Annotated in this window: 13 protein-coding genes and 1 tRNA gene; 10 read left to right on the top strand and 4 right to left on the bottom strand. The window is 70.8% G+C overall.

All coding sequences use genetic code 11. The annotated features are described in order from the left end of the window. Window positions 1-34 precede the first annotated feature (34 nt). Window positions 35-1,156, top strand: a complete 1,122-nt coding sequence (locus tag HALOF300_RS07775) for a bifunctional 2-methylcitrate synthase/citrate synthase (protein WP_156740393.1) — start codon at window positions 35-37, stop codon at window positions 1,154-1,156. Between the two features lie 15 nt (window positions 1,157-1,171). Here the strand turns inward: HALOF300_RS07775 and HALOF300_RS07770 are convergent, their stop codons facing one another. Then, complete coding sequence (locus HALOF300_RS07770; RefSeq protein WP_156740392.1) at window positions 1,172-1,930, bottom strand: SDR family NAD(P)-dependent oxidoreductase; 759 nt, start codon at window positions 1,928-1,930, stop codon at window positions 1,172-1,174. 331 nt (window positions 1,931-2,261) lie between these two features. Here HALOF300_RS07770 and HALOF300_RS07765 point away from each other — a divergent pair, with 331 nt between their 5' ends. The 8 genes from HALOF300_RS07765 to HALOF300_RS07730 all read left to right on the top strand — a co-directional run bounded on the left by HALOF300_RS07765 (window position 2,262) and on the right by HALOF300_RS07730 (window position 11,985). Then, on the top strand, window positions 2,262-3,905 hold the full coding sequence (locus HALOF300_RS07765; protein ID WP_231955126.1) for an ABC transporter substrate-binding protein: 1,644 nt from the start codon (window positions 2,262-2,264) through the stop codon (window positions 3,903-3,905). 82 nt (window positions 3,906-3,987) lie between these two features. Then, on the top strand, window positions 3,988-4,983 hold the full coding sequence (locus tag HALOF300_RS07760; protein WP_156740421.1) for an ABC transporter permease: 996 nt from the start codon (window positions 3,988-3,990) through the stop codon (window positions 4,981-4,983). A gap of 7 nt (window positions 4,984-4,990) precedes the next feature. Continuing rightward, entirely contained in the window at window positions 4,991-5,902 is a 912-nt protein-coding gene (locus HALOF300_RS07755) for an ABC transporter permease (RefSeq protein WP_156740391.1), read from the top strand. Continuing rightward, complete coding sequence (locus HALOF300_RS07750; protein ID WP_156740390.1) at window positions 5,899-6,945, top strand: ABC transporter ATP-binding protein; 1,047 nt, start codon at window positions 5,899-5,901, stop codon at window positions 6,943-6,945. Before HALOF300_RS07755 ends, HALOF300_RS07750 begins: the two co-directional genes overlap by 4 nt. Then, entirely contained in the window at window positions 6,942-8,027 is a 1,086-nt protein-coding gene (locus HALOF300_RS07745) for an ABC transporter ATP-binding protein (protein WP_156740389.1), read from the top strand. Before HALOF300_RS07750 ends, HALOF300_RS07745 begins: the two co-directional genes overlap by 4 nt. Then, window positions 8,024-9,073 (top strand): LacI family DNA-binding transcriptional regulator, encoded by a 1,050-nt coding sequence (locus tag HALOF300_RS07740; protein WP_156740388.1) that lies wholly within the window; start codon window positions 8,024-8,026, stop codon window positions 9,071-9,073. Before HALOF300_RS07745 ends, HALOF300_RS07740 begins: the two co-directional genes overlap by 4 nt. Then, complete coding sequence (locus tag HALOF300_RS07735) at window positions 9,070-10,671, top strand: FAD-dependent oxidoreductase (protein WP_156740387.1); 1,602 nt, start codon at window positions 9,070-9,072, stop codon at window positions 10,669-10,671. Before HALOF300_RS07740 ends, HALOF300_RS07735 begins: the two co-directional genes overlap by 4 nt. 246 nt (window positions 10,672-10,917) lie before the next feature. Beyond that, on the top strand, window positions 10,918-11,985 hold the full coding sequence (locus tag HALOF300_RS07730; RefSeq protein ID WP_156740386.1) for a 3-deoxy-7-phosphoheptulonate synthase: 1,068 nt from the start codon (window positions 10,918-10,920) through the stop codon (window positions 11,983-11,985). A gap of 37 nt (window positions 11,986-12,022) precedes the next feature. Here HALOF300_RS07730 and HALOF300_RS07725 read toward each other — a convergent pair whose 3' ends face one another. Further along, window positions 12,023-12,508 (bottom strand): NUDIX hydrolase, encoded by a 486-nt coding sequence (locus HALOF300_RS07725; protein ID WP_156740385.1) that lies wholly within the window; start codon window positions 12,506-12,508, stop codon window positions 12,023-12,025. 140 nt (window positions 12,509-12,648) lie between these two features. Here HALOF300_RS07725 and HALOF300_RS07720 point away from each other — a divergent pair, with 140 nt between their 5' ends. Continuing rightward, window positions 12,649-13,941, top strand: coding sequence for a uracil-xanthine permease family protein (locus HALOF300_RS07720; RefSeq protein WP_156740384.1), 1,293 nt, complete (start codon window positions 12,649-12,651; stop codon window positions 13,939-13,941). 83 nt (window positions 13,942-14,024) lie between these two features. Here HALOF300_RS07720 and HALOF300_RS07715 read toward each other — a convergent pair. Continuing rightward, window positions 14,025-14,098 (bottom strand) — tRNA-Pro (locus HALOF300_RS07715). A 108-nt stretch (window positions 14,099-14,206) separates the two neighbouring features. Beyond that, entirely contained in the window at window positions 14,207-15,154 is a 948-nt protein-coding gene (locus HALOF300_RS07710) for a metallophosphoesterase (RefSeq protein WP_231955124.1), read from the bottom strand. Between the last annotated feature and the right edge of the window lie 97 nt (window positions 15,155-15,251).

The following is a 15,251-nucleotide window of genomic DNA, read 5'->3' as shown; positions in this document are numbered from 1 at the left end:
GCAGCACCGATCCACCGACGATGGAGGACACACCATGACCGAGACCGACATCAAGAAGGGGCTGGCCGGGGTCGTCGTCGACGTCACGTCCATCTCCAAGGTCAACCCCGAGACCAACTCGCTGCTCTACCGCGGCTACCCCGTGCAGGACCTCGCCGCGCGCTGCTCGTTCGAGGAGGTCGCCTACCTGCTCTGGCACGGCGAGCTGCCCACCGAGGCCGAGCTGGCGGCACAGAACGACGCCGAGCGCGCCCAGCGGACCCTGCCCGACGGCGTCGTGGACGTCATCACGTCCCTGCCCACCACCTGCCACCCGATGGACGTGTGCCGCACCGCGGTCTCCGTCATCGGCGCGCACGACCCGGCCGCCGAGGACCCCTCGCCCGAGGCGAGCCTCGCGAAGTCCCTGCGCCTGTTCGCCCAGCTCCCCGCCGTCGTCGCGTTCGACCAGCGCCGCCGTCGCGGCCAGGAGCTCGTGCCGCCGCGGGAGGACCTCGGCTACGCCGAGAACTTCCTGTACATGACGTTCGGCGAGGTTCCCGAGAAGGAGGTGGTGCGCGCGTTCGAGGTGTCGATGGTGCTCTACGCGGAGCACTCCTTCAACGCCTCCACCTTCACCGCCCGCGTGATCACCTCGACGCTGGCGGACCTGCACTCGGCCGTCGTCGGGGCGATCGGTGCGCTCAAGGGACCGCTGCACGGTGGCGCGAACGAGGCCGTGATGGCGACGTTCGACGAGATCGGGTCCGCCGACGCCGCCGAGGCCTGGCTCGAGGACGCGCTCGCGCACAAGAAGAAGATCATGGGCTTCGGGCACCGGGTCTACAAGAACGGCGACTCCCGGGTGCCGACGATGAAGTCCGTCCTGGACGACCTGGTGGCCCACTACGACCGGCCCGACCTCGGCGAGCTGTACACGACGCTCGAGAAGGCCATGGGCGAGCGCAAGAACATCAAGCCCAACCTCGACTACCCGGCGGGACCCGCCTATCACCTGATGGGCTTCGACACCCCGACGTTCACGCCGCTGTTCGTGGCGTCCCGGGTGACCGGGTGGACCGCGCACATCATGGAGCAGGCGGCCTCGAACGCGCTGATCCGGCCGCTGAGCGAGTACGTCGGACCGGACCAGCGGGAGGTGCCCGCGCGAGCCTGAGCGCCCGGCGAGCGGCTACACAGCCGTGTAGCCGCCGTCGACCAGGTGGTAGCTCCCGGTGATGAAGCTGGCCCGGTCCGAGAGCAGGAAGCACACCAGCGCGGAGACCTCCTCGGGCAGGCCGAGCCGGCCGAGCGGGTGCTTGCCGATCAGGGCGGCACGGAACTCGTCGGGCAGGTCCAGCAGGAGCGGGGTGTCGATGTACGCCGGGCCGACGCAGTTGATCCGCAGACCCGCCGGGCCGTACTCCGCGGCCGCGTTCTTGGTGAGCCCGACGATGGCGTGCTTGGCCGCGGTGTAGGCCGCGTTGCCGGGCGCCGCGACCGTGCCATGGATCGAGGCCATGTTCACGATCGCGCTGCGCCGCGGATCCTTGAGCAGCTCCGGGATCTGGTACCGCATCCCGTACAGGACGCCGTTCAGGTTGATGTCGATGACCCGGTTCCAGTCGGTCAGGTCGAGCTCGCCGACGGGTGCCTGCGCACCGCTGATCCCGGCGTTGTTCACGGCCAGGTGCAGGCCGCCGTAGGTGGTCACCGCGTGCGCCACGAGGGCACGTGAGGTGTCCGCGCTGGCCACGTCGTGCGCGAACGGGGACGCCGTGCCACCGCCGGCAACGATCTCCTCGGCGACCCGGGCCGCGCCGTCGGGATTCAGGTCGCTGACCACCACGGCGGCACCGCCGGCGGCAAGCTCCTTCGCGATCGCCTCGCCCAGCCCGGAACCACCTCCGGTCACGATCGCAACCCGGTCGCCGAATGGAAGGTCGGTCATCGCGCTCTCCTGTCGTTGAGGTCCCCACCCCAAGGCTAGGTGTGGGGACCGCACGCCACCTGGGTATCTGGTCCCAGATGTGGGACGTGCGAACGCCGGGACGGCCGAATCGATGCCCGCGGCGGCGACGGCGCCCCGAACTCTCGCCGCAAACTCGTCCTTGACGTCCTCAGCGGTTCCGAACTATGGTCTGCGCATACGTAGTACCACCAAAGGTTGGGTGCTTCGTGCTGCGGTGGGCATACGAATGAGCAAACCCTGATCCACCGTGGCGCATCGACTGATCGACCTCGACGACGAGAGAGTTCTCATGCGCATCAAGGACAGGATCATGAGGGTGGCTCTGCCCCTCGGCATCACGGCGGCACTCGTGGCGGCCTGCTCGCCGAACACGGTGGCCGACCCGGACGGCACGGACGGCTCCGACGAGGACGTCCCGGCACTGGTCTACGGCAATACCGACGGCGGCACCACCTACACGCTCAACTACAACGTGTACTCCCCGGCGACGGACAAGTCGCCGAACAGTGCGCTCGTCTACGAGCCGCTGGTCCGCATCGACTACAGCGACGGCGGGAACCTCGTGCCGTGGCTGGCCGAGTCCTGGACGTTCTCCCCGGACGGAACCGAGGTGACGTTCGCGCTGCGGGACGACGTCACCTTCTCCGACGGGGAGCCGATGACCGCCGAGGACGTCGCCTTCTCGCTCTCGATCCCACTCGAGCATGCCGAGCTGAACGCCACCGGCGCCACCTATGAGGCCGTCGAGGCGGTCTCGGAGCACGAGGTCCTGGTCACCTACCCGGCCGCCTCCTACAGCTCGCTGAACCAGTTCGCGAACCTGCAGATCGTGCCCGAGCACATCTGGAGCGAGCAGGACCTCACCACCTGGACCAACCCTGAACCGGTGGGCACCGGCGGCTTCACCGTGGCGGCCTTCTCGCCGCAGCAGGTCACGTTCGAGGCCCGTGACGACTACTGGGGCGGCACCTTCGAGGTGCAGACCGTGAAGGTTGTGCCGGTCACCCAGGACACGGTGAAGGCGCAGCTGCTCAGCGGTGACGTCCAATGGGGCACCGTGTCCTGGGCGAACGGGGAGGACGAGTTCGTCGCCCTCGACCCCGACGTGAACCACTATCAGCTCTACGCGACCGGGGGTGCGTTCTCGGCGATCTTCAACACCGGCCGCGCCCCGTTCGACGACGTCCACCTGCGCCGCGCGCTCGCGATGACGATCCCGCGCTCGGACATCGTGGCCACGCTGAACCGGCCGGGCACCGAGGCCGGACCCACCGGGCTGGTCGACGGCGTCTATGCCGACTGGTTGCTGCCGGAGTATCAGGGCCTGGTGCAGGAGGTCGACGTCGAGGGCGCGCTGGCCGAGCTGGCCGAGTCCGGCTTCACCGTCGAGGGCGGCGCCCTGGTGCGGGACGGGCAGGTCTACAACCCGACGATCTCCTTCAACACCGACTTCGGCTGGGAGGCCTACGCGGACATCATGATCAACAGCTGGCGCGACAACCTCGGCCTCGAGGTGACGCCGGCCGGTGCGCCGGGCGCCGCCCTGTTCGAGCAGCAGCAGACCGGTCAGTTCGACATCACGATCAACGCCACCGGCGGGGCCGGCGTGTACGGGGTCTACAGCGGGCTGAGCTCGCAGTACCTGGCACCCGAGGGTGAACAGGCGGCCACCAACTACGGGCGCTGGAACGATCCGGCCACCGACGACGTCATCGCACGGATGGCATCCACGGCAGATCCCGAGGAGTTGCGCGAGCTGGGCCACGAGATGCAACGGATCGTGGTGGAGGGCGTCCCGTACAGCCCGATCTACACGAGCTACTGGTTCATCGACATCAACGCGAGCGAGTGGACGGGCTGGCCGACCCCCGAGGACTTCAGCTACATCCCGTCCCCGCAGCAGGGCCCGGACACCACGCTGACCCTGCTCGGCCTGCGCCGGGCGGAGTCGTGACGGCGCGCCGCCGGCCGGGGGAGGCGCCGTGACCCTCGCACCGCAGCTGACGGAGGTGGCGGCGCCCACGACCCGGCTGCGGGTGCCGAGCAGATGGGCCTTCCTGACCCGCCGGCTCGGGTTCTACCTGACCGCGGCCTGGGCGGCGATCACGTTGAACTTCCTGCTCCCGCGGCTGATGCCCGGTGACCCGTCGATCGCGATCGTGGACCAGCTGCAACGGGTCAGTGGGCGCCAGCTCCCGCCCGAGACCCTGGTCTCCATCCAGACGCTGTTCGGTGATCCGGACGCGAACCTGGGCGAGCAGTACCTCGCCTACCTCGGCCAGCTGGCCCGATTCGACCTGGGCACCTCGATCTCCCGTTTCCCCACCCCGGTCGCGGACCTCGTGGCCGCCGGGCTGCCCTGGACCCTCATGCTCGTCGGCACCACCACGGTGCTCGCGTTCGTGATCGGCACCGGTCTGGGTGTGCTGACGGGTTGGAAGGCGGGTGGACGCTTCGATGCCATCGTCACCCCGGCCTCGACCTTCATCTCGTCGGTGCCGTATTTCTGGGTGGCGCTGATCGCGCTGTGGGTGTTCGCCTTCGAACTGCGCTGGCTGCCGTCCTCGGGTGGCTACGACCCGGACCTCGAGGGCCCCGCGTTCTGGCTGAGCGCGCTTCGCTACGGCATCCTCCCGGCCGCCACGATCGTGTTCTCCGCGTTCGGGGGCTGGCTGTTGGGGATGCGCAACATGACGGTCACAACCGTCCGGGAGGACTACGTGCTGCTCGCCCAGGCGAAGGGGCTCGCGCCGAGCCGGGTGGTGCTGCGCTATGCCGCGCGCAACGCCATGCTGCCCAGCTTCACCGGGTTCGCCCTGGCGCTGGGCGGGGTGATCGGCGGCGCCCTGCTCACCGAGATCGTGTTCAGCTACCCGGGCATCGGTTACCTGCTCTACGACTCACTGACCAAGCGTGACTACCCCGTGATGCAGGGCGTGTTCCTGCTGATAGCACTGACCGTCCTGGTGGCGAACCTCATCGCCGACTCCGTCTACGTGTTCGTGGACCCCCGGGTCCGCGAGCAGGGTTGATGCCGTCGTGAAGACAACCTTCCTGTCCCATCCGAAGGTCCGCTTCGGACTCGTGGTGGTGGGGTTCTTCGTCGGGCTCGCCGTGTTCGGTCCATGGCTGACCGGGACCGTCCTCGGCATCGACCCCCGCGCGAACGACATCTCCGCGATCGCTGCCCCGCCGAGCTCCGAGCACTGGCTCGGCACCACCCAGTTCGGGCAGGACGTCCTCGCCCAACTGATCGCCGGAGCCCGCGGATCGATGTTCGTGGGCGTCCTGGCGGCGCTCATTGGTACCGTGCTGGCGATCGTGTTCGGTGTCACCGCCGGCTTCTTCGGTGGGCGCACCGACCACATCCTGAACTTCGTCACGAACCTCTTCATGGTGATGCCGGTGCTTCCGCTGATCTTCATCGTCTCCGGGTACCTGCAAGGGACCGGGCTCTGGATGATCGCGATCATCATCGGGGTGTTCGGCTGGGCCGGCGGGGCCCGGACGCTGCGCGCCCAGACGCTCAGTGTGCGCAACCGTGACTTCGTGCTGGCGATGCGCATGCTCGGGGAGTCCAACCCGCGCCTGATCGGTGCCGAGGTGCTCCCGCACCTGGGTGGCTGGATCGCCTCCATGTTCCTCTCGGCGATGATCGGCGCGATCCTGGCCGAGGCGGGCCTGGCCTTCCTCGGCATCTCCGACTCCGGAGCGATCAGCTGGGGCTCGATGATCCAGGCCGCCCAGTCGCAGAGCGCGGTGCTGCGGGGACTGTGGTGGTGGTTCGTTCCACCGGGGCTGTGCATCGCCCTGATCGGGACCGCCGCGGCGATGCTCAACTTCGGCGTGGACGAGCTCTCCAACCCGAAGCTGCGCTCCGCCACCCGCAGAGTCGTCCGGCGCACCCGCCGGGTGGAACGCGCCGTCGCGGCGGATGCGAGGACGGCATGAGCGCGCCCGCCCGGACCCGGAGCCGGACCCCGGCCGCCGCCGGCAGGCCAGCCAACGAGGTGGTGCTCGACGTGCGTGACCTCACGGTCGAATACATCGGGCCCGACGGCGCGGTCGCGGCCTGCAAGGACGTCACCTTGTCGCTCCGGCGTGGTGAGATCCTCGGCATCGCCGGTGAGTCCGGCTCGGGCAAGTCCACGTTGATCACGGCGTTGACCCGGCTGCAGCGGCCTCCGGCCACGACGACGTCCGGCAGCATCACGTTCCACCCCGCGGACGGCCGGCCGGGGACCGACCTGGTGGGCCTGTCCGCGCGGGAGCTGCGCCGGATGCGGTGGTCGACCATGTCCATCGTGCTGCAGAGCGCGATGGATGCGCTCAATCCGGTGATGCGGCTCGGCGACCAGTTCGTCGACGTGCTGCGCACCCATTACCCCGACCTTGGCCGCAACGGTGCAAGAGACCGCACCACCGAGCTGCTCGCGATGGTCGGTATCTCGGCGGACCGGGCCCGGAGCTTCCCGCACGAGATGTCCGGGGGGATGCGCCAGCGCGCCACGATCGCGCTGGCCCTGGCGTGCGAACCGGAACTGGTGGTGATGGACGAGCCGACGACCGCCGTCGACGTGGTGATGCAACGGCAGATCCTCGCCCAGGTGCTGCGGCTGCGGCGGGAACCGGGCTTCGCCGTGATCATGGTGACGCACGACCTCTCCCTGCTCCTGGAGGCGGCCGACCGGATCGCCATCATGTACGCCGGGCGCATCGTGGAGGTGGGCACCGCAGCCGCCCTGTACCGCGACCCGGCGCACCCGTACACTCGCGGGCTCAGGGACTCGTTCCCACCCCTGCACGCACCGTTGCGCACGCTCCAGGGCATTCCCGGCAGCCCGCCTGACCTGCGCCGGCTGCCGAGCGGGTGCCCGTTCCACCCCCGGTGCCCGGTGCGCGTGGAGGCCTGCGTGAGCACGACGCCGGCGCTCGTACCCTTGCCCGAACAGGAGGCCGCGTGCCTGCTGCTGACCCCGGAGGAGAGCCGATGAGCAGCCCGACATCAACCGCAACGGACGAGGGCACGGTGCTCTCCGCCGTCGACGTGAGCAAGCACTTCGTGGTGCGCAACGCGGTGGGGGACTCCTCCGTGGTGCGCGCCGTCGAACACGCCTCGATCGACCTTTACGCCGGGCGGATCGTCGCGGTGGTCGGGGAGAGCGGCAGCGGCAAGACCACACTGGCCCGGCTGCTCGCGCGCTTCTACGAACCGACCGAAGGGGAGATCCGGCTCGAGGACGTCCCGGTGGGCAAGGGTGCCGCCGGCCGTGGCTACCACCAGACGGTCCAGCTGATCTTCCAGGACCCGTTCGGATCCCTGAACCCGGTGCACCGGGTGTGGCACAACCTGGACCGTGCCCTGCGCATCCACGACCGCCGGACCGGCCGGGCGGAGCGACGCCGGCGGGCGATCGGGTTGCTGGAGCGGGTCAGCCTCACCCCCGGCGCGGACTTCCTCGACAAGTTCCCGCACGAGCTCTCCGGCGGTCAACGCCAGCGGGTCGTGATCGCCCGGGCGCTCGCGGTGGCCCCCAAGGTGCTGCTCGGTGACGAGCCGATCTCGATGCTGGACGTCTCGATCCGCCTCGAGATGCTCAACCTGCTCGGGCGGCTCAGCCGTGACGAGGGACTGGCCATGCTCTACATCACCCATGACATCGCCAGCGCCCGCTACGTCTGCGACGACGTGGTGGTGATGTACGCCGGCCAGATGATCGAGGGCGGTCCCAAGGAGCGGGTCATCGGCGCCCCGGCGCACCCGTACACGAAGCTGCTCGTGGAGTCCTCACCGGACCCGGACCGGGTGGGCACCACGTCAAGGGACGAGCAGTTCGCCGATGCCGAGACGCTCGGTGAACCACCGAGCCTGATCGAGCCGCCGACCGGGTGTCGGTTCCACCCCCGGTGCCCGTTCGCGATGAGCCGATGCGCGCTCCAGGAACCACCCCGGACCGATCTCGGCGACGGGCACTGGTCCCGGTGCTGGTTGCACGAGGAGGGTCGCGCCGACGAGATCGGGGCGGAGAGCTACTCGGCCGCGCTGGCCCGGCGCACCACGGAGCCGGCACTGTGACGACGGCCCGCCGGGACCGGCCGGTGCGCCAGTCGGACGTGGCGCGGCTGGCGGGTGTCTCGCAGTCGGCGGTGTCCCGGGTGGTGAGCGGGGACCTCACCCGGATCCCCCCGGTCACGGCCGAGCGGATCCGGGCGGCCGTGCGGGAACTCGGCTACGTCCCGAACCCGGCGGCCCGGAGCCTGCGCGGGCGGCGCAACTCGCTGCTGGGGGTGCATGCGTTCGAGCCGCTGTTCCAGTGGGCCAGGGACGGGTTCTACCTGGACTTCCTGCTCGGCATCGAGGAGCGGGCCGAGGAGACCGGCAACGACCTGGTCCTGTTCACCTCGGCCACCGGCCGCAGCGGGACGGGCACCGTCTACAACTCGGGCATGAACCGGCTCGGCATGGCGGACGGCAGCATCCTGCTCGGCGTCGCGTCCGATCCGCACGAGCTGGCCCGCCTCAGCGGCGACGGCTACCCGTTCGTGCACGTCGGCCGGCGGGACGTGCCCGGCGTCGAGATCTCGTGCGTCATCCCGGACTATCGCACCGCGTCCGCCGAGGTGGTCGCCCAGCTGGCCGGTCTTGGCCACGGCACCTTCACCTACCTGCGGGACCCGAACGACAACGAGCCCTACCAGGACCGGCGGGCCGGGTACCAGACCGCGCTCGCGGAGCTGGGCCTGCGGGACGACTCGCCGGGCGCGGCGGGCAGATCGGGCTTCGATGACGACTCGGTCGAGGAGCTGCTGCGCAGCGGCTCGACGGCGGTGGTGGCGGAGAGCGTGTGGCTCGCCGAGCAGATGGCTGCCGCGCTCGCCGCCCGCGGTCTCACCGTGCCCGCGGATGTCTCCATCGCGGTGCTCGAGACCCGTGCACCGGACTCGGCGGTGGCCTGGGACTGCCTCGTGATCCCCCGGCTCGAACTCGGCCGCCGGGCCGTGGATCAGCTGATCGAGCTCGTCGAGGAACCCAGCACAGGCCCGAAGCAGACCTGGGTGCCGTGCTCCGTGGCGCCCGGCAGCACCATCACCCATGCGAAACAACGGAAGGCACATCAATGACGGAACGACGAACCGAGATCCTCGTGGTCGGGGGTGGGCTCGGCGGGGTCGCCGCGGCGCTCACCGCGGCCAAGCTGGGCCGGCGGGTGGTCCTCACCGAGGAGACCGACTGGCTCGGTGGGCAGCTGACCGCCCAGCTCACGCCACCCGACGAGCACGCCTGGATCGAGTCCGACCTCGTCTCCCCGAGCTACGCCGAGCTCCGGCGCCGGATCCGTGACTACTACCGGCGCAACTACCCGCTACTACCGGACGCGGCCGGGGACCCCGCGCTCAACCCGGGGCTCGGGCGGGTGTCCAAGCTGTGCCACGAACCCAGGGTCGCGGTGGCCGCCATCGAGGAGATGCTGGCTCCGTGGTGCGCCTCGGGTGCGATCGAGGTGCTGCGTGAGCACATCCCGACGGCGGTCCACGCCGGCGGCGACCTCATCGACGCGGTGACGCTGCGCGATCAGCGCACCGGCAACGAGGTGACCGTCACCGCGGACTTCGTCGTCGATGCCACCGAACTCGGGGACCTCCTCGAGCTCGGCGGCGTGGAACACGTCATCGGCGCCGAGTCGCGTCGGAGCACCGGCGAACTCCATGCGCCCGAGGAGGCGGACCCGCTCGATCAGCAGGCCGTCTCCTGGTGCTACGCCCTCGAGCACCGGCCCGGGGAGGACCACACGATCGACCGCCCGGCGTCCTACCAGCACTGGGCCACGAAGGTGGACGACTTCTGGCCCGGACCGCAGCTGTCCTGGGTGGACGTGGAGCCCGTGTTCCTGGCCCGTCGGGACCGGCCGATCTTCATGTCGAAACCGACGGACGGCGTCCCGTTCGACCTTTGGCGCTACCGCCGGATCCTGGCCGCCGAGCAGTTCGATCCGGCCTCGGGCCTGCGTGACATCTCGACGGTGAACTGGCCGCAGATCGACTACTGGGACGCGCCGCTCCTCGGCGTCGACGCGGCCGAGAAGGAGCAGGCCCTCGCGGCCAGCCGGGAGCTGTCGCTGTCCTTCCTGTACTGGATGCAGACCGACGCGCCGCGCGAGGACGGCGGCACCGGCTACCCGGGCCTACGGCTCCGCCCCGACGTGACCGGCACGGCGGACGGACTGGCCAAGGCCGCCTACATCCGCGAGTCACGCCGGATCGAGGCCGAGTTCACGGTCCTGGAGCAACACGTGGGCGTCAAGGCTCGCGGAGCGGGCGCGGGATCCGAGGCGTTCGACGACGCCGTGGGCATCGGCCAGTACCGGATCGACCTGCACCCCTCGACCGCCGGGCGCACCTATGTGGACATCGCCTGCTTCCCGTTCCAGATCCCCCTCGGTGCCCTCCTGCCGGTCCGGGTCGACAACCTGTTGCCGGCCTGCAAGAACATCGGCACCACGCACATCACGAACGGTTGCTACCGCCTGCACCCGGTGGAGTGGTCGATCGGGGAGGCGGTCGGCGCGCTCGTGGCGTTCTGCCTGGACCGGGGCGTGGCCCCCCGCAAGGTGCACGCCGACGCCACCAGCCGGGGCGACTACCAGGATCTGCTGCGGGGCACGCTCGGAGTGACCACGGCCTGGCCGGACGACATCCGGCGAACCGGTCCGGCCTACTGAGTGCGTGGCGGCGCCGTCGGGTGAGACGCCCGACGGCGCAGCCTTGCCGGGTGTGTATCCTCACCTCATGCGTTGCGCACGGCAGTATTGGTTTAGCGAGTCGGCCCCGGCCGTCGCGCTCAGCCACTGACGCGCGCAACCGGAGCCGACACAGGGCGTGGACCATTACGGTCCCGCCCTTCGCCATTGAGGCGGGCGCTCCGGGACCTGGGGTGATCCGCCCGGACCGGAAGGACACCCCTTCAGATGAACCCCATCCAGAGCGAACGCACGAACGATCTGCGCGTGCTGCGCATGGAGCCGCTGCCGACCCCGAGCGAGGTGCTCGCCGAGCAGCCGCTGCCGGATGCGGCCGCCGACCTCGTGGCCCGCTCCCGCGCGCACACCCAGGACATCCTCGCCGGCCGTGACGACCGACTGCTCGCGGTGGTCGGCCCGTGCTCGGTGCACGACCCGGTCGCGGCCGTGGAGTACGCCCACCGGCTGTCCGAGCTCGCGGCGGAGCTGAGCGACGACCTGCACGTGGTGATGCGGGTCTACTTCGAGAAGCCCCGCACCACCACCGGCTGGAAGGGCCTGATCAACGACCCCGGGCTCGATGGCAGCTACGACATCCCGCGCGGTCTGCGCCTGGCCCGGACCGTGCTCCTGGACGTGCTCGCCGCGGGCGTGAGCGCCGGGTGCGAGTTCCTCGAGACGACGTCACCGCAGTACATCGCGGACACCGTCAGCTACGGCGCGATCGGTGCCCGCACGGTCGAGTCCCAGGTGCACCGGCAGCTGGCCTCCGGGCTGTCCATGCCGATCGGCTTCAAGAACTCCTCCGACGGCGACGTCCAGGTGGCCGCGGACGGTTGCATCGCCGCGTCCGCACCGCAGACCTTCCTCGGCGTGGACGCGGCCGCCCGGGCCGCCGTCGTCAATACCGCGGGCAACCCGGACTCCCACGTGATCCTGCGCGGCGGTCGGCGGGGGCCGAACTACGCCCCGCCCGCGCTCACCGCCGCCCTCGACGTGCTCGAGGCCTCAGCCCTGGTCCGGCGTCTCGTGGTGGACGCCAGCCACGGCAACAGCGGCAAGGACCACGTCCGTCAGGCCGAGGTGGCTCGGGAGATCGCGCAGCTCGTCGCGGCGGGGGAGCGCGGGGTGGCCGGGGTGATGCTGGAGAGCTTCCTGGTGGCCGGGCGCCAGGAACCGGCGCCGACGGGGCTCACGTACGGCCAGTCGGTCACGGACGCCTGCATGTCGTGGGACACGACGGAATCGGTGCTCCGGGACCTGGCCGCCGCGGCGGCGCGGCGACGCGCGAACTGACGCTCCGCCGTCGGGCCCGATCGGCGACGGCGTCGCCTCACCGCTCGAAGGCGGGCCCGGCCGACGGGTCGGCCCGGAAGGCGAGCGTGTCCGCGAGGCGCTGCCCGGTGGAGTCGGCAAGCGGCTCGGGCAGCGCGTCCACCGCGAACCACCCGACCTCGAGCGACTCGTCGTCGGCGACGCGGGCCTCGCCGCCCGTGTACCGGCACCAGAACGTCAGGTCCAGGTACTGCGCACGATCACCGTTCGGGTAGGTGACCGCGGCGCCGGTGCGCACCGACGTCAACGCCTCCACCCGTGCGCTCACCCCGGTCTCCTCGGCGACCTCGCGCAGCGCGGCGAGGGCGGGCTGCTCGCCGGGGTCGAGGATGCCGCTGATCACGGCCCACCGGCCGGTGTCGCTGCGGCGCCCGAGCAGGACCCGGCCGGCGTCGTCGAACACCACCGCGCTCACCCCGGAGAGCCAGAGGAGCTCGGTCCCGACGTGCCGTCGTAGGTCCGTGACGAAGTCGGGGATCGGCATGGCACCGATCCTGCCACGGGCACGAGGGCGGGCTCCGCACGGCCTGCCCAGGCAAGGGGCGTCGGGCCGATCCTCGTGGCGCCGCTACGATGCCGGACGGGTCCCGGCCGGTGGCCCGGACACTTCGGTGAGGAGCACCCGTGCAGGGCTGGACGTTGTATCGAGACGGCAGGACGATCCGACCGGGCGAGGTGGTCGGCCCCGGGCAGCGGCTGTCCTGGCCACGCACGATCGGCATCGGCGCCCAACACGTGGTCGCGATGTTCGGCGCGACGTTCCTGGTGCCGCTGATCACCGGGTTCCCACCCTCGACGACCCTGTTCTTCTCCGCGATCGGGACGTTCGGGTTCCTGCTGATCACCGGCAACCGCCTGCCGAGCTACCTCGGCTCCAGTTTCGCGTTCATCGCACCGATCGGTGCAGTGATGGGCACGCACGGCATGTCGACGGCGTTGGGCGGCATCCTCGTGGTCGGCGTGCTGCTCGCGCTGGTCGGCGTCGTGGTGCACGTGGCCGGGGCGCGCTGGATCGACGTCGTGATGCCACCGGTCGTGACGGGCACGATCGTCGCCCTGATCGGCTTCAACCTCGCCCCGGCGGCCTGGGGCAACGTCTCCGCGGCGCCGGTGACCGCGATCGTCACGATTGCCGCGATCGTGTTGATCACGGTGCTGTTCCGGGGCATCCTCGGACGGCTCGCGGTCCTGCTCGGGGTGCTCGTGGGTTACGCGGTGGCCGCGTGGCGGGGCGAGATCGACTTCACGAAGGTGGGGGAGGCGGACTGGGTCGGGCTGCCGCAGTTCACCACGCCGACGTTCGATCTCGCGACGCTCGGCCTGTTCATCCCGGTGGTCCTGGTGCTGATCGCCGAGAACATCGGGCACGTGAAGTCGGTCGCCGCGATGACCGGTGACAACTACGACGCGATCACCGGGCGGGCGCTCATCGCCGACGGCCTCGCGACCACCCTGGCCGGGGCCGGCGGCGGTTCCGGGACGACGACCTATGCCGAGAACATCGGCGTCATGGCCGCCACCCGGGTGTACTCCACCGCCGCCTACGCGACCGCCGCGACCTTCGCGCTGGTGCTGAGCCTGTCCCCGAAGTTCGGCGAGGTCATCAATACGGTGCCGGCGGGCGTGCTCGGCGGCGCGGCCACAGTGCTCTACGGGATGATCGGCGTGCTCGGCGCCCGCATCTGGGTCCAGGCCAAGGTCGACTTCTCCGACCCGGTGAACCTGACCACCGCCGGCATCGCGCTCATCGTCGGCATCGCGAACTACACCTGGGTGGCCGGATCGCTGACGTTCGAGGGGATCGCCCTCGGCACCGCCTCCGCGCTGCTCGTCTACCACGTGATGCGTGCCATCTCCCGGTGGCGGGGGACCGCGGTCGAGCCGGTGGGTGCGGGCACGCCTGCCGACGGCGACTGACGCCGCACCCGGAACCACATGCGAAACAGGCCGGCCCCGTGAGGGACCGGCCTGCTTCGTGTTGCTCGCCGAGCGACAATCTGTCGGGGTGACAGGATTTGAACCTGCGACCTCTTCGTCCCGAACGAAGCGCGCTACCAAGCTGCGCCACACCCCGGGGAGCCTCGTCAGGATAGCGGAGTCCGGGGCCCATAGTGAAACTGGCCCGGTGTGCGGACGATCACAGGCCGGGCGGCGGCCAGCCGCTCGGCCCGTCGCTCGCCGGTCAGCGCGCCGCGGTCAGCGTGAGCAGCGTCGCCTCGGGGCGGCACGCGAACCGGACCGGCGTGAACGGGGACGTGCCGAGCCCCGCGCTCACGTGCAGCCAGGAGGATCCGGAGGCGCCGCCGTCGACGTCCGGGCGCACGCCCGGCCAGCCGTGCAGCCCGCTGGCCCGACCGGTGTCGAGGTCGCAGTTCGTGACGAGCGCGCCGTAGCCGGGCACGCAGAGCTGTCCGCCGTGGGTGTGGCCCGCGAGGATCAGGCTGCAACCGTCCGCGTGCATCGCGTCGAGGATCCGCACGTAGGGGGCGTGGGTGACGCCGACGTGCACGACGGGTCCACCGCCGTCGGGCTCACCCGCGGTGGATCGGCCAGGGTCGCCGGCGCCGGCTGCGGGGTAGCGGTCGCGCTCGAGATGCGGGTCGTCCACCCCGACGAACGAGAACGTCACGCCGCCCGCCTCGACCTGCGCGCGGGTGTTGGTCAGGTCCGCCCAGCCCGCCGCGGAGAACGCCTGGCCGAGCGCCCGGGCAGGAAGCGGAGGCGCCACAGGCGCGTCCGGGCTCCGGGGGTCGTCACGCAGATACCGGGCCGGGTTGCGCAGTACCGGCTCGTAGTAGTCGTTGGAGCCCATCACGAACGCACCGGGCACCTTGAGCAGTGGCGCCAGGGCCTCCAGCACCGCAGGCATCGAGTCCCGGTGGGCCATGTTGTCCCCAGTGTTGATGACCAGGTCCGGCTGCAGGTCCCCGAGGGCGCGCAGCCACTCCACCTTGCGCCGCTGGCTCGGGAGCAGGTGCAGATCGGAGATGTGCAGCACGCGCACGTCCGGTGCCACGGCCGGCAGGACGCTCGCGGTGACCCGGCGCAGCGTGTAGGCCTGCGCCTCCAGGAGGGCCCAGCCGAGCCCTGCGGCGGCACCGAGGGCACCGATCCCGACGGCGCGGCGCACGGCCGCGCCCTTGGCGCTCAGAGCGTCCCCGGGAGGAGCGTCCCCGGGACCAGCCGACGGCCCTGCGGGCGATCAGTCATCGCCGCCGCCATTGCCC

It is taken from the genome of Occultella aeris, from assembly GCF_902703175.1.
Classification (GTDB): Bacteria; Actinomycetota; Actinomycetes; order Actinomycetales; family Beutenbergiaceae; genus Occultella; species Occultella aeris.
This window is presented reverse-complemented; position numbering and strand designations above follow the sequence as displayed.

What these genes read in the sequence shown, in the direction of transcription:
- HALOF300_RS07770 (WP_156740392.1), bottom strand. Translation starts at nt 1,930, where the DNA reads ATGACCGACCTTCCATTCGGCGACCGGGTTGCGATCGTGACCGGAGGT.
- HALOF300_RS07750 (WP_156740390.1), top strand. Translation starts at nt 5,899, where the DNA reads ATGAGCGCGCCCGCCCGGACCCGGAGCCGGACCCCGGCCGCCGCCGGC.
- HALOF300_RS07775 (WP_156740393.1), top strand. Translation starts at nt 35, where the DNA reads ATGACCGAGACCGACATCAAGAAGGGGCTGGCCGGGGTCGTCGTCGAC.
- HALOF300_RS07725 (WP_156740385.1), bottom strand. Translation starts at nt 12,508, where the DNA reads ATGCCGATCCCCGACTTCGTCACGGACCTACGACGGCACGTCGGGACC.
- HALOF300_RS07765 (WP_231955126.1), top strand. Translation starts at nt 2,262, where the DNA reads ATGAGGGTGGCTCTGCCCCTCGGCATCACGGCGGCACTCGTGGCGGCC.
- HALOF300_RS07735 (WP_156740387.1), top strand. Translation starts at nt 9,070, where the DNA reads ATGACGGAACGACGAACCGAGATCCTCGTGGTCGGGGGTGGGCTCGGC.
- HALOF300_RS07745 (WP_156740389.1), top strand. Translation starts at nt 6,942, where the DNA reads ATGAGCAGCCCGACATCAACCGCAACGGACGAGGGCACGGTGCTCTCC.
- HALOF300_RS07730 (WP_156740386.1), top strand. Translation starts at nt 10,918, where the DNA reads ATGAACCCCATCCAGAGCGAACGCACGAACGATCTGCGCGTGCTGCGC.